14 protein-coding genes are annotated in these 19288 nt (G+C 69.9%); 4 read left to right on the top strand and 10 right to left on the bottom strand.

Features of this window, described 5'->3' with window-relative positions:
- Positions 1 to 145 precede the first annotated feature (145 nt).
- The 4 genes from kduD to WAE60_RS15345 all read right to left on the bottom strand — a co-directional run bounded on the left by kduD (position 146) and on the right by WAE60_RS15345 (position 4570).
- Positions 146 to 916: a 2-dehydro-3-deoxy-D-gluconate 5-dehydrogenase KduD gene (kduD, locus tag WAE60_RS15330; RefSeq protein ID WP_029912580.1), complete on the bottom strand. Its 771-nt coding sequence runs from the start codon at positions 914 to 916 to the stop codon at positions 146 to 148.
- Between the two features lie 153 nt (positions 917 to 1069).
- Complete coding sequence (kduI, locus tag WAE60_RS15335) at positions 1070 to 1912, bottom strand: 5-dehydro-4-deoxy-D-glucuronate isomerase (protein ID WP_029912577.1); 843 nt, start codon at positions 1910 to 1912, stop codon at positions 1070 to 1072.
- An 18-nt stretch (positions 1913 to 1930) separates the two neighbouring features.
- A complete protein-coding gene (uxaC, locus tag WAE60_RS15340) occupies positions 1931 to 3397 on the bottom strand; it encodes a glucuronate isomerase (protein WP_337687437.1) in 1467 nt (488 codons plus the stop codon).
- Between the two features lie 117 nt (positions 3398 to 3514).
- Complete coding sequence (locus WAE60_RS15345; protein WP_029912571.1) at positions 3515 to 4570, bottom strand: LacI family DNA-binding transcriptional regulator; 1056 nt, start codon at positions 4568 to 4570, stop codon at positions 3515 to 3517.
- Between the two features lie 200 nt (positions 4571 to 4770).
- Between WAE60_RS15345 and WAE60_RS15350 the strand changes: the two genes are divergently transcribed.
- On the top strand, positions 4771 to 6279 hold the full coding sequence (locus WAE60_RS15350; RefSeq protein ID WP_337687498.1) for an altronate dehydratase family protein: 1509 nt from the start codon (positions 4771 to 4773) through the stop codon (positions 6277 to 6279).
- The gene (locus tag WAE60_RS15355; protein ID WP_337687438.1) at positions 6276 to 7718 is read left to right on the top strand and encodes a mannitol dehydrogenase family protein; all 1443 of its coding nucleotides are present in this window, start codon (positions 6276 to 6278) and stop codon (positions 7716 to 7718) included. The genes WAE60_RS15350 and WAE60_RS15355 overlap by 4 nt, the downstream gene beginning before the upstream one ends.
- Here WAE60_RS15355 and WAE60_RS15360 read toward each other — a convergent pair.
- From WAE60_RS15360 to WAE60_RS15370, 3 genes are all read right to left on the bottom strand, one after another.
- Positions 7715 to 8275 (bottom strand): sugar transferase, encoded by a 561-nt coding sequence (locus WAE60_RS15360; RefSeq protein ID WP_337687439.1) that lies wholly within the window; start codon positions 8273 to 8275, stop codon positions 7715 to 7717. The two genes, WAE60_RS15355 and WAE60_RS15360, sit on opposite strands and share 4 nt — an antisense overlap.
- 1 nt (position 8276) lies before the next feature.
- Positions 8277 to 11240, bottom strand: coding sequence for a polar localization protein TipN (locus WAE60_RS15365; protein ID WP_337687440.1), 2964 nt, complete (start codon positions 11238 to 11240; stop codon positions 8277 to 8279).
- A gap of 174 nt (positions 11241 to 11414) precedes the next feature.
- Complete coding sequence (locus WAE60_RS15370) at positions 11415 to 11615, bottom strand: hypothetical protein (protein WP_156035765.1); 201 nt, start codon at positions 11613 to 11615, stop codon at positions 11415 to 11417.
- 290 nt (positions 11616 to 11905) lie between these two features.
- On the opposite strand from WAE60_RS15370, the gene cysD reads away from it, so the two are divergent.
- Both cysD and cysN read left to right on the top strand, forming a co-directional pair.
- Positions 11906 to 12823: a sulfate adenylyltransferase subunit CysD gene (gene cysD / locus WAE60_RS15375; protein WP_029912553.1), complete on the top strand. Its 918-nt coding sequence runs from the start codon at positions 11906 to 11908 to the stop codon at positions 12821 to 12823.
- Positions 12824 to 14737 (top strand): sulfate adenylyltransferase subunit CysN, encoded by a 1914-nt coding sequence (gene cysN, locus WAE60_RS15380; RefSeq protein ID WP_337687441.1) that lies wholly within the window; start codon positions 12824 to 12826, stop codon positions 14735 to 14737.
- Between the two features lie 97 nt (positions 14738 to 14834).
- Here the strand turns inward: cysN and WAE60_RS15385 are convergent, their stop codons facing one another.
- The 3 genes from WAE60_RS15385 to WAE60_RS15395 all read right to left on the bottom strand — a co-directional run bounded on the left by WAE60_RS15385 (position 14835) and on the right by WAE60_RS15395 (position 19148).
- Positions 14835 to 16019, bottom strand: coding sequence for an MFS transporter (locus WAE60_RS15385; protein WP_337687442.1), 1185 nt, complete (start codon positions 16017 to 16019; stop codon positions 14835 to 14837).
- A gap of 1 nt (position 16020) precedes the next feature.
- Entirely contained in the window at positions 16021 to 17730 is a 1710-nt protein-coding gene (gene metG / locus WAE60_RS15390; protein ID WP_337687443.1) for a methionine--tRNA ligase, read from the bottom strand.
- 1067 nt (positions 17731 to 18797) lie between these two features.
- Positions 18798 to 19148: a UrcA family protein gene (locus tag WAE60_RS15395; RefSeq protein ID WP_337687444.1), complete on the bottom strand. Its 351-nt coding sequence runs from the start codon at positions 19146 to 19148 to the stop codon at positions 18798 to 18800.
- Positions 19149 to 19288: the final 140 nt, after the last annotated feature.

Genomic DNA, 19288 nt, shown 5'->3' on the forward strand with positions numbered 1-19288 from the left:
AACGTACGAAACGCCAGCCTTGTGCGAGCTCTTCTCGGGGGCCCTTGCTGACGCAGCGGCGCCTCTACCGCGCTTTGCCGACCGCGAAAAGGCGGTCGGCGCAATGGTTGCGGTACCAAATTCGCTTTTGCGCAGATTTCTGCCCCTAGCGGGCCAGCCAGCCCCCGTCGACGGGCAAGGTGATGCCCTGGACGTAGTCGGCGGCCGGCGAGGCCAGGAACACGGCGGCCCCGCCCAGGTCGCCCGGTTGGCCCCAGCGGCCGGCCGGGATGCGGGCCAGGATCGAGGCGTTGCGGTCCGCGTCGTTGCGCAGGGCCTCGGTGTTGTTGGTGTCGAAATAGCCGGGGGCGATGGCGTTGACGTTGATCCCCTTGGCCGCCCACTCGTTGGCCAGGATCTTGGTCAGGCCCGCCAGGCCGCTCTTGCTGGCCGTGTACGACGGCACGCGGATGCCGCCCTGGAAGGACAGCAGCGAGGCGATGTTGATCACCTTGCCGGCCACGCCGTTCACCGGCCCCTGCTTCAGCGCCTGCCGGGCGAAGGCCTGGGTCAGGAAGAAGACGACCTTCAGGTTGGTGTCCATCACCGCGTCCCAGTCGGCCTCGGTGAACTCGATGCTGTCGGCGCGGCGGATGATGCCGGCGTTGTTGACCAGGATGTCGATCTTGCCGAAGGCGGCGACGGTCTCGTCGATCACGCGCTGCACCGGCTCGGTCGAGCCGAAGTCGGCCTTGATCGACAGGAACCTGCGGCCGGTCGCCTCGACCAGGGCCTTGGTTTCCGTGGGCTCGCTGCGGCCCGCGGCGGCGATGTCCGCGCCCGCATTGGCCAAAGCGACAGCGATCCCCTGGCCGATGCCGGTGTTGGCGCCGGTGACGAGGGCGACCTTGCCTTCGAGGCTGAACGGATTGGCCATGGTGCGTGCTTCCTGATCCTGAATCTTGTCATCCCGGACGGCCCGGAAGGCCGGTCCGGGACCGCCGGAAACGCATGCGCGTCCAGCGGTCCCGGCTCTTGGCTCCGCCACGGCCGGGATGACGGCCGCGGCGAAGTGGAGCGGTCCCCGCTCCTACTTCAGCTGGCAGATGTCCAGCACGTTCATGTCGGTGTAGTCGAGGTTCTCCCCGCCCATCGCCCAGATGAAGGTGTAGTTGGCGGTGCCCGAACCCATGTGGATCGACCACGGCGGGCTCATCACGGCTTCCTCGTTGGCGATCACGATGTGACGCATCTCGTCCGGCTCGCCCATGTAGTGGAAGACCCGGTCGTTCTCGCCCAGGCCGAAGTAGAAATAGGCTTCCGAGCGGCGGTCGTGCAGGTGGGGCGGCATGGTGTTCCAGACGCTGCCCGGCTTCAGCACGGTCATGCCCAGCAGCAGCTGGGCCGACTTGCAGGTGGTCGGCACGATGTACTGGTAGATGGTGCGCTCGTTGGAAGTCTCCAGCGCACCGCGCTCCAGCGGGATGGCGTCGGCGAAGGCCAGCTTCTTGGTCTCGAACGCGGCGTGGGCCGGCAGGCTGACCAGGTAGAAGCGCGCGGCCTGGCCGCCCGTGCCTTCGAAGGTCACGTCCTTGGCGCCCATGGTGACGTACAGGCCGTCACGCGGGACGATCTCGTAGGCCACGCCGTCGACGGTGATCTTGCCGGTGGTGTCGCCGACATTGATCACACCCAGCTCGCGGCGTTCCAGGAACGGGTGGCCGGCGGCCGAGGCGGGCTCGGTCTGGTCGGGCAGCTTGACGGCCGAGGTTGCCACCACGCCGCCGACGACGAAGCGTTCGGCGTGGTTGTAGGTCAGGACGATCTTACCGTCCTGGAACAGGCCTTCCATCAGGTAGCGATCGCGCAGGTCGTCGTTGCTGACCGCGAGCATCATGTCCGGGTGAGTGGCGTGGTAGGTCTTGGTGAACATCTGGAAGCTCCGGAAAATCTATTCAGCGGCGTGTTTGAGGGGCGCGACGGGCCGGGCCCAGTCGGGCCGTTGGTCGAGTTTGTAGGCGCGTTTGGGCAGGGTGTAGGTGAGGTCGACGATGAGCTCGGCGGCCTCGACCTCGTCCATGCGGTGCTCGGCGACCATGCGGGCCAGGAAGGCGCTGTCGACGCGGCGGGCCACGTCGTGGCGGGCGGGGATGGAGAGGAAGGCGCGGGTGTCGTCGTTGAAGCCGACGGTGTTGTAGAAGCCGGCCGTCTCGGTGACCTGCTCGCGGAACCGCATCATGCCCTCGGGGCTGTCGTGGAACCACCAGGACGGGCCCAGCTTCAGCACCGGATAGTGCCCGGCCAGCGGAGCCAGCTCGCGGCTGTAGACCGTCTCGTCCAGGGTGAAGAGGATGATCGACAGGCGCGGGTCGTTGCCGAACTTGGTCAGCAGCGGCTTGAGCGCCTCGACATATTCGGTGCGCATGGGGATGTCGGCCCCCTTGTCGCGGCCGTGCGAGGCCAGAAGCCCGACATTGTGGTTGCGGTGCGAGCCGGGGTGGATCTGCATGACCAGGCCGTCGTCCAGGCTCATGCGGGCCATCTCGGTCAGCATCTGGGCGCGGAACAGTTCGGCCTTGGCCGGGGTGACGTCGCCCTTCAGCAGGCTCTGGAACAGGGCCTCGGCCTCGACCGAGCTGAGGTCGGCGGTGGCGGCGGTCGGATGGCCGTGGTCCGAAGACGTGGCCCCGGCGGCGATGAAGGCCTGGCGGCGCACCCGGTGGCCTTCCAGATAGCCCTTCCAGGTCGTGACGTCCTGGCCCGAGACCTCGGCGAAGCGCTCGAACGATCGGCCGAAGCGCTCGTCCTCGAAGTCGATGACCGCGTCGGGGCGATAGGCGGTGACCACGTGGCCGCCCCAGCCGCTCTCGCGGATGGCCTTGTGGTGCTCGAGCCGATCCTGCGGGCCCTCGGTGGTGGCCAGGGTCTCGATGTTGAAGCGGTCGAACAGGGCCCGGGGCCGGAACGCCTCGGTGGCCAGGGCCTCGTTGATGGTGTCGAAATAGAGGTCGGAGGTCTCCGCGCTCAGGAACACCTTGATCCCGAACACCTGGCTGAACACGTGGTTGAGCCACAGCCACGACGGCGTGCCGCGGAAGAGGTGGAAGTTCTGCGCCAGCAGCCGCCAGGCCTCGCGCGGGTCGGTGCTGGGCACCCCGGCCTTGGAGCGCACCTTCAGGGCGTCCAGCGAGACGCCCTGGCTGTAGAGCATGCGGAAGAGATAGTGGTCGGGCGCCAGCAACAGATCGGTGGCGTCCTCGAACGGGGCGTTGGTCGCGAACCAGGCCGGATCGGTGTGGCCGTGCGGGCTGATGATCGGCAGGGCCTTGACCTGGCCGTACAGCGCCCGGGCGATCCCCCGCGTGCGCTCGTCGGCCGGGAACAGGCGGTCGTCGTGAAAAACCAGAGGCCGGGTCATGGCGTCATCTACTCCCTACTCCGCCGACGGCTTCCGCGGGCCGTTTTCGACGCGCTTGGTAACCGGTGTCATGGCGCCATGCAAGCCAAAGGCGCCGCCGCGATCGTGCCTTCCACCCTACCTTGCAGGCGGGGCGCCGGACGAGTCGCGAACCACCAGATAGGGGATCGTGCTGTTGGGGTCACGCTTCTCGCGGACCGCCGCGCCGATCAGTTTCTCGGCCGCGATCCGGCCCACCTCGCGGGTGGGGATGTGGATGGTGGTCAGCGGCGGCCAGACGGCCTGGGCGATCTGGAAGTCGTCGAACCCGACCACGGTCACGTCGGTCGGCACCTGCAGCCCCGCGCGTCGCGCCGCCTGCAGGACGCCGGCCGCCATTTCGTCGTTGCCGGCGAAGATCGCGGTGGGCCGGGGCGTCTTGGCCAGCAGCGTTTCGCCGCAGGCCAGGCCCGACTCGAAGGTGTAGGCGCCCTGGACGACATAGTCGGGCTTCAGCTCCAGCCCAGCCTTGTTGAGCGCGTCCTCGAAGCCCCCTCGCCGCTCGTGCGACGACCGGAAGCTGGGCAGGCCGCTGATGAAGCCGATCTCGCGATGGCCCAGCTCGACCAGATAGGCCCCCATGGCCTCGCCGCCCAGGCGGTCGTGGCCGACGATCATGTGCTCGGGCTTGTCCAGCTCGACCGAGGCGATGCGGATGTACTCGCAGCCGATTTCGCGCAGCAGCTTGGCCACCCGCTCGTCTTCCGACACCGAGGGCGGCAGCACGACGCCGAACAGCTTCTGGCGCTCGATGAAGGTGCGGATGTCCTGCAGGAAGGTGGGGCTGGAGCGGTCGCACGGGTGGACCACCAGCTCGAAGCCCGAGCCGCGGATGCCGTCCAGCAGGCCCAGCTGCATGTTCACGACATATTGCGGGTTGGGGTTGTCGTAGATCATGCCGATCAGGAACGAACGGCGGAACGCCAGGCCCCGGGCCTGGGGATCGGGCGCATAGCCCCACTCGGCGATCACCGCCTCGATGCGCTCACGGGTCTCGTCACGCACGAACGGCGACTGGTTGATGACGCGCGACACGGTCTTCTTCGACACGCCGGCCAGGCGGGCGATGTCGTTGATCGTGGCGCGCTTGCGGCCGCCTTCGAGGCCGCCGTCGAGAGCGGCGTCGTTTTCCATGCCGTCAGTCTCCGGCAACGGGGATTTGGACGAGGTCAAAGCGTTTCCATGCGGCGATCGTTGTTTTGTTTTGTCATACTCTATCGCACGGCGGCGTCGCTACAACTGCACCACCGGGCGTATTTGCCCTATGGTGACACCGGTTTCCCCGCCGTACAGACGGGATGGCAGCACGAAAAGTTCCAATGACCAAGGCTTTGATCGTCGACCCGACCTCCAGTCCTTCCGAATCGATCCACGGCGTCGATCCGCGCGACCACGTGGCGACGGCCCTGCGCGATCTCGTTGCGGGCGAAACCCTGGACCTGCATGGCCAGGCGATCGTCGCCCGCGCCGACATCCCTAAGGGCCACAAGATCGCGGTGCGTCCTGCCAGCGCTGGCGACGACGTGCTGAAATACGGCTGGCCGATCGGCCGGGCCACGGCCGACATCACCGTCGGCGACCACGTGCACGTCCATAACGTCGAGACCCGGCTGTCGGGCGTCGAGGACTTCGTCTACGCCGACGCCCATCCCGAGCCGCACGCTCCGCCGCCGGCCGGGACCTTCCTGGGCTACCGCCGCAAGAACGGCCGGGTCGGCACCCGCAACGAGATCTGGGTGCTGTGCACCGTGGGCTGTGTGGCCAACACCGCCCGAAGGATCGCCGAGAAGGCCAACGCCCGCTTCGCCGGCCGCGTGGACGGCGTCTTCGCCTTCCCCCATCCGTTCGGCTGCTCGCAGCTGGGCGACGACCTGACCCACACCCGCAAGCTGATCGCCGGCCTGGCCGCCCACCCCAACGCCGGCGGCGTGCTCATCCTGGGCCTGGGCTGCGAGAACAACCAGCTGAAGGCCCTGCTGGAGTCCGCGCCGGGCCTGGATCCCGAACGCCTGCGCTCGTTCACCACCCAGATGGTCGAGGACGAGCTGGAGGACGGGCTGGACGCCGTCGAGGCCCTGGTCGCCATCGCCGAGAAGGACCGCCGCGAACCGGCTCCGTTGTCGGAACTGGTCGTCGGCCTCAAGTGCGGCGGCTCGGACGGCTTCTCGGGCGTCACCGCCAACCCGCTGGTCGGCCGCATCGCCGACAAGGTCTCCGACGCCGGCGGCACGCCGGTGCTGACCGAGATTCCCGAGGTGTTCGGCGCCGAGGGCGTGCTGCTGGCCCGCGCCGCGACCCGCCAGGTGTTCGACGAGGCCGTCGGGGTGATCGACGACTTCAAGCGCTACTTCATCGACAACCACCAGCCGATCTACGAGAACCCCTCGCCCGGCAACATCGCCGGCGGCATCACCACCCTGGAGGAGAAGTCTCTGGGCGCGGTGCAGAAAGGCGGCCGCGCGCCGCTGGTCGAGGTGCTGCGCTACGGCGAGCAGGTCGGACCGCACGGCCTGACCCTGCTGGAGGCCCCGGGCAACGACGCCGTCTCGTCCACCGCCCTGACGGCGGCCGGGGCGACGGTGATCCTGTTCACCACCGGTCGCGGCACCCCGCTGGGCTTCCCCGCCCCCACCCTGAAGATCGCCTCGAACTCGGCCCTGGCCGCCCGCAAGCCGGGCTGGATCGATTTCGACGCCGGGGTCGTGCTATCGGGCCAGACCATGGACGCGGCGGCCGACTCCCTGATGGACCTGGTCGTCGCCACCGCCTCGGGGCGACCGACCAAGGCCGAACTCAACGGCGAGCGTGAAATCGCCATCTGGAAGCAAGGCGTTACTCTGTGACCGACACCCTTTCCCGTCCTCTCCGCCTCAACGCCGTCAGCTATCCGGCCGCCGTCCCGGGCGTGGTCCTGCCCGCCTACGACCGCGACAAGGTCACGGTCGGCGTCGTGCATTTCGGTCCCGGCGCCTTCCACCGCGCCCACCAGGCCTTCTATTTCGACCAGCTGCTGGCCAAGGACCCGCGCTGGGGGATCTGCGCCGTGTCGCTGAAGAGCCCCGGCGTCCGCGACGCCCTGCAGCCGCAGGACGGCCTCTACACCCTGGCCCAGCTGGACGCCGAGACCACCTTCCGCGTGGTCGGCTCGATCCTGGAGGTGCTGGTCGCGCCGGAGGACCCGCCGTCGGTCTTCGCCCGCCTCGCCGCGCCGGACACCCGCATGGTCACCCTGACCGTCACCGAGAAGGGCTACTGCCTGACCGGCGACGGTAAGCTGGACACGGCCCATCCCGACATCGTCCACGACCTGGAGCACCCCCGGGCGCCGGTCAGCGCCGTCGGCTACGTGGTCGAGGGCCTGCGTCGCCGCCACCAGGTGGGCCTGCCGCCCTACGCCGTGGTGGCCTGCGACAACCTCGCCGACAACGGCTGGCGCCTGAAGGCGGCCGTCGTCGCCTTCGCCGAGGCGATCGACCCCGCCCTGGCCGCCTGGATCGAGGCCGAGGGCCGCTTCCCGCGCACCATGGTCGACAGCATCACCCCCGCCACCGACGACGCCCTGCGGGCCCGGGTCGAGGCCGCCACCGGCCTGACCGACGCCTGGCCGATCCAGCGCGAGGCCTTCACCCAGTGGGTGGTCGAGGACGTGCTGGGCGACAACGCTCCCGATCTCGCTTCGGTCGGCGTCACCCTGACCGACGACGTGCGCGGCTTCGAACGCGCCAAGCTGCGCCTGCTGAACGGCGTCCACTCGACCATCGCCTACGCCGGCCTGCTGAAGGGCCATGAGACGGTGTTCGAGGCGATCAGCGATCCTGCGCTGGCCAGGATCGCCGAGGACCTGATGGTCCAGGACATCATCCCGACCCTGACCGCGCCGCGCGGCCTGGACCTACAGGCCTATGCCCAGGCGATCCTGGGCCGGTTCCGCAATCCCGAAATCCGCCACCTGCTCAGCCAGATCGCCTGGGACGGCTCGCAGAAGCTGCCGTTCCGCATCCTGGGCACGGTCGCCGACGCCCTGGCCGCCGGCCGCCCCGTCGACCGCCTGGCCCTGCCCCTGGCGGCCTGGATGCACTTCGTCCGCCGCCGCGCCGCCGAGGGCGTCAAGATCGTCGACCCGCTGGCCGACCGCCTGGTCGAGACGGCCGCCGCCTGCACCGGCGACGCCAAGGCCGACGTGGCGCAGTTCCTGAAGCTGGAGCCGGTGTTCAGCCGCGACCTGGCAGGCAACGCGACCTTCGTGGCGGCGCTCGAGAAGGCGTACGGCGACCTCGCCTAGCGCGTGACGCCCCGGCCCGTCACCACGGGCAGGACCGTCCGCAGCAGGATCGTCAGGTCGAACCAGAACCCCTGGCGTCGGAGGTATTCGGCGTCCAGGGCCACCTTCTCCGGAATGGCGATCTCGTCCCGCCCGTTGATCTGCGCCCAGCCGGTGACGCCGGGGCGCAGGGCCTCGACCCCGGCCTCGGTACGCAGCGCCACCAGGTCGTCCTGGTTGAACAGCGCCGGGCGCGGGCCGACCAGGCTCATGTCGCCGACCAGCACGCTCCACAGCTGCGGCAGCTCGTCGATGCTGGTCTTGCGCAGGAAGGCGCCCGGCGGCGTCAGCCAGCGGTCGGGATCGGCCAGCAGGTGGGTGGCGACCTCGGGCGTGTCGATCCGCATGGTCCGGAACTTGGGCATGGCGAACAGGGCGTTGCCCCGCCCCACCCGCTGCGACCAGTAGAGCGCCGGACCCGGCGAGGTCAGGCGCACCACCGCCGCCACGATCAGCAACGGGACCGCCAGCAGCAGCAGCGCCGCCCCGGACGCCGCCGCGTCGAACAGGCGCTTCACCCTAGGCCAGGTCCCCGAAGGCCGCGTCCAGCAGCAGATAGGCGCGGCCGGCGTCGGACGACAGCAGCGCCGCCACCAGGAAGCCCTCGCGGTCCTGCTCGGACGCCTCGTCCATCATGCCGGCGTAGCGGCGCAGGAAGCGCTCGGCGTCGGCCCGCAGCCCCGCGTCGGAGAACAGGCGGCGGACCAGCCGGCGGATGGCGGCCGGGGCCAGCTTCTTGACCACCTCGCGCGATGCGCCCTCGTCGTGGGTCTGGATCGTGGCGGCGATCTCGTCGATGCGGGCGCGGGGCAGCAGGGCCGTCGGATCTATGCCCATGGCCAGGATCTCGCCGGCCATCTTCTCGCCCAGGGCGGCGTCGCCGGGGGCGGCGCTCTCCAGGCCCGACAGCAGGTTGCGCCACGACAGGCCGCCGCCCTGCTGCGGTTCGGCCCGCTCGGCGGGCCCGGACGGCGCGGCGTTGCGGCCGCCGGCGGCGTCGAACACCGAGCGGAACTCGTCGTCGGTGGCGGTCGGCGTCAGGCGCAGGCGCGGCCGCAGCCCGGCCTCCTCGGCGCTGGGCTCGTTGGCGGGCCTGGGGGCCGGCGCGGACTGCGGCGGAGGCGGAGGCGGCGCGGCGGCCTGGACCTGACGGTTCAGCGGCGGCGGCGCGCGGGACGGCGTGGCGGCGGGAGGCTGGACGGCGCCCATCCGGCCGACGGCCTCGCTGAGCATGTCGTAGTTGCGGCGGACCCGCTCCTGGAAGGCCTGGTCGATCGCCGCGGTCTCCTCGGCGGTCCGGCGGGCGGAGGTGCGGAGGTCCTCGATGCCCTGCTCGATCTGGGCCCGGACCTCGTTGGCGCGGGCCAGGGCCTCGGCGGGCAGGTCGGCGGTGCGGCGGCCGACGTCGGCCAGCATGGCCTCCATCTCGGTGATCGTGCCGCGCGCGGTCTCGACCGCTTCGGACAGCTTCTGGGCGGTGCGGGCGCCGGCCTGCTCGACCACCTGGGCCGACTGCTCGATCAGGTCGCGGGCCTCGTCCATGCGGGACTCGAACACCGTGTCGGCCTTCTGGCCGGCGGCGAAGGCGATCTCGTTCAACTGGTCGACGCGGATGCGGGCGGCCTCGACGCGCAGCTCGACGCCTTCGTTGGCCTTGCGGGCCGCCTCGGCCATGGACTCCATGGCCTGGGCCAGGGCCGTTTCCAGGTCGGCGCGCTGGCCGCCGGCGGCGCTGGCCAGGGCCGCGATGGCGCTGGAGGTCTCGGCCGCCAGGGCCTCACGCTCGGCGCGGGCGGTCTCGGCGACCTCGCGCAGCTGCTGGGCCGCCGAACCGATCAGGCCGCGCAGCACCTCGGCCCCCATGGCCGCCATGTCGCTCATCTCGGTGGCGCCGGCGCGGGTGTGGCCGATGAACTCGGTGAGCTGGGCGGTGCGGGTCTCGCTCTCGGCGGCGAAATCCTCCTGGTCGGTGCGCAGCTGCTGGCTGGCGGCGACCAGGGCGGCGCGCTGCGAGGCCAGGGTGCGCTCAACGGCGCCCATCTGGTCGCCGACGCCTTGGCCGGCGGTCTCCAGGCGGGCGATCTGGCGCGACAGGTCCTCGGCCCCGACGCGGGCGGCGTCCGACGCCTCGGCGGCGGCGGCGGCCAGATCGGCGGCCCGGGCGGCCAGGGCGGCTTCGGCCTCGCGCAGCTGGGTCTCGGCCAGGTCGGACGCCTCGGCGACCATGCGCGCCTGGCTGCCGATGGCGTCGACCACCGCCGTGGACTGGGCGTCCAGCGTCGTCGACAGGGCGTGCATGGCCTGGCGCTCGTGGCCCAGGCCCTCGGACAGCTGCTGCACCATGCGGGCGGACTCGCTGGTGGTCTGGGCCAGGGCGAGGGTCTCCTCGGCCAGGGCCTCGCGCAGTTCCTGGACGCGGTTGCGGGCGTCCTCGGCGGCGGCGGTGGCCGCGTCGATCTGGCCGCGGATGCGCTCGACCATGCCGTCGACCCCGGCCGCGGCCAGGGCGGCGGGGGTGACCAGGCGGTCGGTCACGGTCCGGCTGTGCTTCAGCTCGGCGGAGACGCCCATGGCCTGGCGCAGCATGTAGGCGCCCAGCAGGGTGAAGACGGCCGGCCCGACGGCCAGGGCCGCGAACACGGTCAGGGCGAACTGGTCGACCTTCAGGGCGGGCACGCCCGCGCCGTAACCTAGCGCGAAGGCGATCGGGCCCAGGGTCCACAGCGCCGCGGCGGCGACCGCCAGGCTCCAGAACAGCGGCGCCGGCATCGGCTTCTTGCCTTCGCGGGCCGTCGACAGCGTGGTGACGGGCGGCTCGGGCGCGGCCGGCGCCGTCTCGCGCGGCTTGGACACCGCCGCCTCGAACCGCTTGGACGGAGCCGGCGGTTCCGGCTCGACGACCGGGGCCGGCGGCTGGGCCGCCTGGCTGGCGACCGGCGCGGTCAGGAACGACGGCAGCGGAGCCAGGGGCTCGGCCTCGACCGGCGCGCTGCGCCGGCCCCGGGCCGGGGTGAACGGCGCTGGATCGGCTTCCGGTTCGGGCGGCTTGAAGTTCGACTTCGGCGGCGGCGCCGGCTCGATCACCGCTTCCGGCTCGGGATCGACGGCTTCGACCGTCGGCGGTTCGACCGGTTCGAAGGCCTTGGATTCAGGTTGGGCTTCGGGTTCAGGCTCGGACTTGGGCGCCGGCTTGGACGCAGAGCCGAAGAAGCCGCGCCGCGCGCTGGCCCGCGAGGTCTGCGGCGCGGGGGCCGCGGGCGGCTCCGGCGCGGGTTCGGGCCCGAGGTCCAGCGGACCACGGTCGAGAATCGGCGGCGCCGACGCTTCGGGAACAGCGGCTATATCGAGGTCCAGGTCCGGCTCACTGACCGGCGCATCCGCATCGGGTTCGGCTTCCGCCTCGATGGCGCGATCGACGTCATCGACCGACGGCTCCACGGGAATGCCGGTGAAATCAAGCGGTTGGCGCTTCTTGGGCTTCATACGCAGCCATAGTCCCAGGGCGAAACGGCTCGGGGCCGGATGAACATCGCCGCGCGGACGCCCCTCTCGCACGCAACGAATAAACCTAGCGGCGAAAAGCCGGCCCGCATAGCGGGTTCCGCCGGTTTTCCAATCTGGCGAAGGGGTTGGCGCGTCCGGGACCCAGGCGCGATCCTAGGCGCTGACCTCGGTCCGATGCAGCTTGGGACAGCGCTCGATGGTCTGGACGGCCTGCTGGCGGGGCGAGCGGGCGATGACCCGTTCGGCCTTGGGCGGCTCCTTGGCGCGATGCTCGACGGCCATGCCGAACTGGCAAAGCGCCATCGACGACAGCCAGAGCACGATCGCGGCGATGAATTCAGCCAGGGAGGACATCGGGAAGCCCATTTTCCGATAGCGGCGTTATGCGGCGGTTCGTCGCGGGAGGCGAGTGAACTTTTGGTCATGAAAGGCCCCGCTCCCGCCGCCGGGCGCCATCGAAGCTCACAGCGCCTGCAGATTTCCCCGCCTTGCCCGCTCGCCCCCCGGGACCTAGGTCCACGACCAACATCCCCCCTTCCGTCGCCGCGCCTCCGTGCGTCGGCGGAGCTTTCCATTTGCGGATAAGCGTTTTGCCCCCTACCCAAGTCGCTTCGCTGTCGCACGACGCCTTTGCGGACCCGTCCATGAGTGCGCTGTCCCCGGCCCGCCTGACGCACCTGCAGCGCCTGGAAGCCGAAAGCATCCACATCCTGCGCGAAGTGGCGGCCGAGTGCGAAAACCCGGTCATGCTGTATTCGATCGGCAAGGACAGCGCGGTGATGCTGCACCTGGCGGCCAAGGCGTTCTATCCGTCCAAGCCCCCCTTCCCGCTGCTGCACGTCGACACGACCTGGAAGTTCAAGGCGATGTACGAGCTGCGCGACACCATCGCCCAGCAACTCGGCTTCGACCTGCTGGTCCACAAGAACCCCGAGGCCGAGGCGCGCGGCATCAACCCGTTCGACCACGGCAGCGCCCTGCACACCGATCTCTGGAAGACCGAGGGCCTCAAGCAGGCCCTGGCCAAGTACGGCTTCGACGCGGCCTTCGGCGGCGCCCGCCGCGACGAGGAGAAGAGCCGGGCCAAGGAGCGCGTCTTCAGCTTCCGCACCGCCGAGCAGCGCTGGGACCCCAAGGACCAACGGCCGGAACTCTGGAAGCTGTACAACACCCGCAAGCATCCCGGCGAAAGCCTGCGCGTCTTCCCGATCTCCAACTGGACCGAGCTGGACGTCTGGCAATACATCCATCTGGAGAACATCCCGATCGTGCCGCTGTACTTCGCGGCCGAGCGCCCGGTGGTCGAGCGCGACGGCGCGCTCATAATGGTCGACGACGACCGCTTCCGCCTGCGTCCCGGCGAGGTCCCGCAGATGCGGTCGGTCCGCTTCCGGACCTTGGGCTGCTACCCCCTGACCGGCGCGGTCGAGAGCACCGCCTCCACCCTCCCCGAGGTGATTCAGGAGATGCTCCTGGCCACCACCAGCGAGCGCCAGGGCCGGGTCATCGACCACGACCAGTCGGCCTCGATGGAGAAGAAGAAGCAGGAGGGGTATTTCTAGATGACCAAGGTCTACAAGCCCTCCGACCTCGTCGCCGAGGACATCGACGCCTATCTGGTCGCCCACCAGCACAAGTCGCTGCTGCGCTTCATCACCTGCGGGTCGGTGGACGACGGCAAGTCGACCCTGATCGGCCGGCTGCTCTACGACAGCAAGATGATCTTCGAGGACCAGATGGCGGCCCTCGAGGCCGACTCCAAGCGAGTCGGCACCCAGGGCGGCGCGATCGACTTCGCCCTGCTGGTCGACGGCCTGGCGGCCGAGCGCGAGCAGGGCATCACCATCGACGTCGCCTATCGCTTCTTCTCGACCGACAAGCGCAAGTTCATCGTCGCCGACACCCCCGGGCACGAGCAGTACACGCGCAACATGGTCACCGGCGCCTCGACCGCCGACGCGGCCGTGATCCTGATCGACGCCCGCAAGGGCGTGCTGACCCAGACCCGCCGCCACAGCTATCTCGTCAAGCTGCTGGGCATCCGCCACGTGGTGCTGGCGGTGAACAAGATGGACCTGGTCGGCTGGGATCAGGCGGTGTTCGACAAGATCGTCGCCGACTACCGCGCCTTCGCCGACCAGATCGGCCTCCCGACCTTCACTCCCATCCCCATCTCGGGCCTGGGCGGCGACAACATCGCCGCGCGCGGCGAGCACTCGCCCTGGTTCGACGGCCCGATCCTGATGGACTGGCTGGAGGGCGTGGAGGTCGAGGACGACCTGCGGAGCCAGTCGTTCCGCATGCCCGTGCAGTGGGTCAATCGCCCGAACCTCGACTTCCGGGGCTTCTCGGGCCAGATCGCCGCCGGCACGGTCCGACCGGGCGACCGCGTCAAATCCCTGCCCTCGGGCCGCGAGAGCACCGTCGCCCGCATCGTCACCAAGCCCGACGATTTGCCTGAGGCCTACGCCGGCCAGTCGGTGACGATCACCCTGGCCGACGAGATCGACGTCAGCCGCGGCGACATCTTGGTGGCCGCCGACGATCCCGTCGCCGTGGCCGGCCAGTTCGAGGCCACCGTGGTCTGGATGGACGACGAGGCCCTCCCTCCGGGACGCTCGTATCTCCTGAAGATCGGCACGCGGATGGTCGGCGCCAGCGTCACCGAGATCAAGCACCGGGTGAACGTCAACACGCTGGAGCACCTGGCGGCCAAGAAGCTGGAGCTGAACGAGATCGGCCTGGTGAACCTGTCGCTGGACCAGGCGATCCCGTTCGAGCCCTACGCCCAGAACCGCGACCTGGGCGGCTTCATCCTGATCGACCGGATCAGCAACCGCACCGTCGGCGCGGGCCTGCTGAACTTCGCCCTGCGCCGGGCCGACAACATCCACTGGCAGCACACCGACGTCAGCAAGGCCTCGCGCGCCGCCCTCAAGGGCCAGCGCGGCCGGGTCGTCTGGCTGACGGGCCTGTCGGGCGCGGGCAAGTCGACCATCGCCAACCTGGTCGAGAAGCGCCTGCACGCCCTGGGTCGCCACACCTATCTGCTGGACGGCGACAACGTCCGCCACGGCCTCAACAAGAACCTCGGCTTCACCGAGGAGGACCGGGTCGAGAACATCCGCCGGGTGGCCGAGGTCGCCAAGCTGATGGTCGACGCCGGCCTGATCGTGCTGACCGCCTTCATCTCGCCGTTCCAGGCCGAGCGCCGCCTGGCCCGCGAGATCCTGCAGGACGGCGAGTTCGTCGAGGTGTTCGTCGACACCCCGCTGGCGGTGGCCGAGGAACGCGACGTCAAGGGCCTCTACAGGAAGGCGCGGTCGGGCCAGCTGAAGAACTTCACCGGCATCGACAGCCCCTACGAGGCGCCCGAGCATCCCGAGCTGCGGATCGACACGACCAAGATGGACCCGGTCGCCGCCGCCGAACGGATCGTCGCCTGGCTGGAAGGCGAACTGGACTACGAGATCTAGGCCCCGCGGCTGGGGACATGCCCTTGCGGCGTGTCCCCATCGAAGAGCGCCGCGCCCGGTCATGGGGACACGCCGCGAGGGCATGTCCCCGACCACGCTAGCGCCCCGCCCGCTTGGTCAGCATCACCGCCCCGATCAACCCCAGCCCGCCCATCGCCGCCATGGCCAGGTAGCCCCTCGGCCCGAAGGCGTCGAACAGCGGGCCGGCCGCCAGCGTGCCCACGCCCAGGACGAAGCCGGCCGACAGGGCCGAGTTGATCGCCTGGGCGGCCGAGGCGCTCTGGGGCGGCGCCAGGCGCTCGATCAGCCGCAGCGAGGCCATGAAGCTGGCCGCGAAGGTCAGGGCGTGCAGGGCCTGCAGCGGGAACAGCAACCACAGCGGCGGCATGAAGGCGTAGGCGCTCCAGCGCAGCAGCGCCGCCGCCCCGCCCAGCACCAGCAGCTTCTCGGGCCCGACCTTGCGCCGCCACGGCTCGGCGAACCACATGAAGCCGACCTCGACCGCCACCCCGACGCCCCAGAGCACGCCGATCATCGGGGCCGAGATCCCCTCCTTGCGCCACAGCAGGGCCGAGAAGCCGTAGTAGAAGGCGTGCGTCCCCTGGATCAGGCCGGCGGTGACCACGGCCAGCACGAAGGTGCGGTCGCGCAGCAGGCCGCCCAGGCCCTTCCAGCGCTCGGCGGAGCCGAGCTGGGGGGCTCCAGCCTCGTGGACGCGGTCGGCCGGCAGGACCAGGGCCGAGATCACGGCGACGCCGACGGCCGCCGTGGTGATCCAGGCCACGATCACGCTGGGCGCCATGACCGCCAGGATCGCCCCCATGGCCAGGTTGGCGACGATGAACGCCGCCGAGCCCGCGCCGCGCGGCAGGCCGTAGTTGAAGCCGTCCAGCCGCGAGCGCCGCAGGGTCAGGACGTCGATCAGCGGGGTCAGGGTGGTCAGGCAGGTCATGCCCACCAGCCAGCAGGCCAGCAGCCCCCAGAAGCCCGGCGCGACCGGCAGGGCCAGGTAGCCGGCCGCCGCCCCCAGGGCCAGCAGGGCCAGGGGCGTGCGCCGCAGGGCGAAGCCGTCGGCCCACACCGCCAGCACTGGTCCGGTGAACGGCCGCGCCAGCATCGGCACGGCCAGGATCAGCCCGATCTCGGCCCCGCTCAGGCCGCGCGAGCGGAAATAGGTGGCGATGAACGGCAGGCTGACGCCGGTGCCGAGATACGAGACGACGTAGAACAGGCCCAGGCGGGTTTGGGTCGAAAGACGCCCTGCCCCCGCCCCGTCGGTCACCCTATTCCGCCCCGCCGAAGCGCTCGGTCCATTCGGCGATCTGCTCGTCCTCGATCTTCTTGAACAGCACCTCCGGCGCGCGGACCGACAGGCCGACCGGCAGGGTCGACAGCTCGGCGGCCGCGTCGGTGGTCGGCCAGGCGCCCGGATAGGCCTGCGAGAAGGCCTCGGCGATCTTCTCGGCGGCGAACGGGATGAACGGCGCGGAGATGCGGGCGTACAGGGCCGCCAGGTTGAGGGCGGTGCGGACGATCACGGCGGCGCGGTCGCGGTCGGTCTTGATCGCCGTCCACGGGGCTGCTTCCTGCAGGTATTCGTTGCCGACCACCCAGAGGGCGCGCAGGGCCTGGGCGCTCTTGCGCACCTCGATGGCGTCCATCTGCTCGGCCAGGTCCGCCAGGCGCGCGGAGACGTCGGCGAACAGCTTCTCCTCCAGCGGGCCGGGCGCGCCGCCCTCCGGGATCACGCCGTCGAACTTGCTCTCGGTGAACTTCAGGATGCGGTTGACGAAGTTGCCCAGAACGTCGGCCAGGTCGCGGTTCACGGCGCTGGCGAACTGCTCCCAGGTGAAGGCCGTGTCGCTGCTCTCCGGCGAGTTCGAGGTCAGGTACCAGCGCCACAGGTCGGGCGGCAGGATCTCCAGGGCCGCGTCCATGAACACGCCGCGCTTGTTCGAGGTCGAGAACTTGCCGCCGTACCAGTTGAGCCAGTTGAAGGCCTTGAGCATGTCGACGCTCTTCCACGGCTCTTCCGAACCCAGGATGGTCGCCGGGAAGCTGACGGTGTGGAAGGCGACGTTGTCCTTGCCCATGAACTGGACGTAGCGGACGTCGTTCGCGCCCTCGTCGGTGCGCCACCACGACTTCCAGTCGCGGTCCGGCTGGGCCTGCGCCCATTCCTGGGTGGCGGCGATGTATTCGATCGGGGCGTCGAACCAGACGTAGAAAACCTTGTCCTCGAAGCCCGGGCGCGGGAACTCGCCCTTGGTCACCGGGATGCCCCAGGAAAGGTCGCGGGTGATGCCCCGGTCGATCAGGCCCTCGTCCAGGTGCTTGTAGGCGATCGACTTGGCCAGCAGCGGCCAGTCGGCGTGGCCGTCGACCCAGGTCCGGATGCGGTCGGCCATCTTGGTCTGCAGCAGATAGAGGTGCTTGGTGTCGCGCACCTCCAGGTTCCGCGAGCCCGAGATCACCGAGTACGGATTGATCAGGTCGGTCGGGTCCAGCAGGTTGCCGCAGTTGTCGCACTGGTCGCCGCGCGCCTTTTCAAACCCGCAATGCGGACACGTGCCCTCGATGTAGCGGTCGGGCAGGAAGCGCTTGTCGTCGATGGAATAGACCATCTGGTCGACGCGTTCCTCGATCAGGCCGCGCTCTTCCAGCACCTCGCAGAAGTGCTGGGTCAGGCGATGGTTCTGCGGCGAGGACGAGCGGCCGAACCAGTCCCACGACAGGCCGAACTTCACGCCCACCTCGTATTGCAGCACGTGCTGCTCGGCGCAGTAGGTCTGGACGTCCTGGCCCGCGGCGGCGGCGGCCAGCTCGGCGGGGGTGCCGTGCTCGTCTGTGGCGCAGATGTAGAGGGTGTCGTGGCCGCGGGCGCGCTGGAAGCGGGCGTAGACGTCGGCCGGCAGCATCGATCCCGCCAGATTGCCCAGGTGCTTGATGCCGTTGATGTACGGCAGGGCGGAGGTGATCAGGATGCGGGCCATGGGTCTTCCGGGGGAGTCGAGGAGCGGTTGCATATAGAAGGCCCAGGGCGGAAACGAAAGCGCCGTGCCTTCCCCCTCCGGCCCTCCGGGCCACCTCCCCCTGAGGGGGGAGGATCTAGGCCGAGCGGATGCTCCCCCTCAGGGGGAGCTGTCGCGAAGCGGCTGAGGGGGTCTTCACGCGCGGCTTCTCGGCCTCACGCGATCTCTCGCTGAAGGTATGGAAAGGGCTGCGGAGCGCCGGACATCGTCCGGAAGAAATTGAGAATACCGTTTCGACGAAGCCCGTTCGCTCCGCGCGGTCGTTATCCGGAAGCGCGACGGCGCTGAGTTCTCTTAGAACCTCGCCGCCTTGAAGCCTCCGACGGACGGGCCAGGTCAACGACACCCGGTCCCGGACCGCGAGCCTGTCACAGCCCGCCTGCTGCTCAATCGGCCTCCATCCAACGCTGTATCCGTGTTCCGAGCCCAGCCGGCACCAGATGGATGGGGTTTGATCCTTTCGGACCGCCGAAGGAGCTTCCCGCTCGATCGCCCCCCGCCGCCGCATCGGTCGCTGGCCATGCGCCCTTTCCCGCGTCGAGGTGGGACAATTATGCGGCCGCCGGGAAACCCTGCGGGGAATAAAGATTTAGGTCAGCGATATCAGTGGGTTGGTTCGCGATGAGGCGGGGATGCGCGCCCTAAACCCCTCTCTCTTAGAGAGAGGGAGGGGCCCGCCGCCGTCAGGCGGTGGGAGGGTGAGTGGTTTCACCGTTGGCTGGCAAACCCGGAGCCTTCGAGCCTTTTCGAAAGAACCCAGACCGCCGCCGTCCATAGGGCCGCTAATGCAGAACCGTCTTCGTCATCGCTCCACCCTGAAAGACTGTAACCACTCACCCTCCCACCGCTTCGCGGCGGGTCCCTCCCTCTCTCTAAGAGAGAGGGAAAGAAAGGGCGGGAGCCTCGGGGCGTCTCCCTTTGGGGCTGGGAGCATGCGACGCCATTCGAGCGCTCTGAGGGAAAAACGGCCGGGCAAGGGCATGTCCGGCGCTCCCGCCACCTCCCCGGGAGGGGGGAGGATCTCGGGGTCAGCCGCCGACCGAGCGCAGGGCGCGGAGTTGCGGGGCCGACAGCTTGGACGCGACCTCGTCCCGGACATCGATGCGGCAGGCCGCGGCCGACCAGCGGTCCAGCCGCTGGGCCCGGATGCGGGCGTCGCAGACCGCGGCGGTGGCGGTGTCGACCCGGGCCTTCAGCAAGCGGGCGTGGTCGGGACGGGACACGTCCAGGTCGCCGACCGGGATGCGGGCCAGCACGGCCGGCTCCTCCGACCTGGAAGCGACAGGCGCGGCCTGGGCGGCCTGGGTCAGGCCCAGGGCCGGCAGGACCGCCAGCCCCAGCAGGGCGACCGTCGAAAACTTGGCGATGAACTGGCCCATACCGGCCTCCCCTGTCTTGGCGACGCCGTCCGCGCCGCTTTCGAGGGGTAGGATGCCGATACTGCTCTACGAATACTCGTTACGTCTGCTTCATGACGCCGTATTCACAGAGTGAACACCCTGTAATCTTTCGGCGCCCA

Source organism: Caulobacter sp. CCG-8, assembly GCF_037402475.1.
In the GTDB taxonomy this organism is placed as follows: domain Bacteria; phylum Pseudomonadota; class Alphaproteobacteria; order Caulobacterales; family Caulobacteraceae; genus Caulobacter.

Excerpts from the sequence above, each read along its gene's own strand:
- WAE60_RS15370 (WP_156035765.1), bottom strand. The coding sequence starts at position 11,615 with ATGTCCTCCCTGGCTGAATTCATCGCCGCGATCGTGCTCTGGCTGTCG.
- WAE60_RS15365 (WP_337687440.1), bottom strand. The coding sequence starts at position 11,240 with ATGAAGCCCAAGAAGCGCCAACCGCTTGATTTCACCGGCATTCCCGTG.
- WAE60_RS15395 (WP_337687444.1), bottom strand. The coding sequence starts at position 19,148 with ATGGGCCAGTTCATCGCCAAGTTTTCGACGGTCGCCCTGCTGGGGCTG.
- kduI (WP_029912577.1), bottom strand. The coding sequence starts at position 1,912 with ATGTTCACCAAGACCTACCACGCCACTCACCCGGACATGATGCTCGCG.
- uxaC (WP_337687437.1), bottom strand. The coding sequence starts at position 3,397 with ATGACCCGGCCTCTGGTTTTTCACGACGACCGCCTGTTCCCGGCCGAC.
- cysN (WP_337687441.1), top strand. The coding sequence starts at position 12,824 with ATGACCAAGGTCTACAAGCCCTCCGACCTCGTCGCCGAGGACATCGAC.
- kduD (WP_029912580.1), bottom strand. The coding sequence starts at position 916 with ATGGCCAATCCGTTCAGCCTCGAAGGCAAGGTCGCCCTCGTCACCGGC.
- WAE60_RS15345 (WP_029912571.1), bottom strand. The coding sequence starts at position 4,570 with ATGGAAAACGACGCCGCTCTCGACGGCGGCCTCGAAGGCGGCCGCAAG.
- cysD (WP_029912553.1), top strand. The coding sequence starts at position 11,906 with ATGAGTGCGCTGTCCCCGGCCCGCCTGACGCACCTGCAGCGCCTGGAA.
- metG (WP_337687443.1), bottom strand. The coding sequence starts at position 17,730 with ATGGCCCGCATCCTGATCACCTCCGCCCTGCCGTACATCAACGGCATC.